The 727-nt window shown below is 46.8% G+C and carries 1 pseudogene; it reads left to right on the forward strand.

The annotated features are described in order from the left end of the window. Positions 1-609: pseudogene (locus L5876_RS14940) on the forward strand (cbb3-type cytochrome c oxidase subunit I); the annotation flags it as partial. Between the last annotated feature and the right edge of the window lie 118 nt (positions 610-727).

A 727-nucleotide genomic window follows, 5' to 3' on the forward strand; every position in this document is an offset into this window, starting at 1 on the left:
ATTGGAACTCTCTATTTCATTCTCGGGGTCTGAGCAGGTATGGTTGGTGCTGGTATAAGCCTTCTCATTCGAATCGAGCTAAGGCAACCAGGTGCCTTCCTAGGAAGGGACCAACTATACAATACAATTGTTACAGCCCATGCATTTGTAATAATTTTCTTTCTGGTTATGCCTGTATTTATTGGTGGATTTGGAAACTGACTTCTACCTCTTATACTGGGAGCTCCAGACATAGCCTTTCCACGTCTCAACAACATAAGATTTTGACTTCTGCCCCCTTCCCTAATTCTCCTAGTATCCTCTGCTGCAGTGGAGAAGGGTGCTGGAACAGGGTGGACAGTTTACCCACCCCTATCCAGTAACTTAGCGCACGCGGGGCCCTCAGTGGACCTGGCTATTTTTTCCCTCCATTTAGCAGGTGCCTCCTCAATTTTAGGGGCAATTAACTTCATTACTACAGTTATTAACATACGGTGAAGTGGGCTTCGACTAGAACGAATCCCCCTATTTGTATGAGCTGTAGTTATTACCGTGGTGTTACTACTTTTATCTCTTCCAGTACTTGCGGGAGCTATCACTATACTATTGACAGATCGAAACCTAAATACCGCGTCATGATGTCAACCATCTTCTTGCGGATGGCTCGGACCTGTGTGCTCTGGGCATATGACGTCTTCTTGTCCTGGTTCTGGCGGCGGGCTGTGAAGCCGATGGCAAAGAGTCGCAG

The sequence above is a fragment of the Hyphobacterium sp. SN044 genome, from assembly GCF_021864465.1.
GTDB lineage: Bacteria > Pseudomonadota > Alphaproteobacteria > Caulobacterales > Maricaulaceae > Hyphobacterium.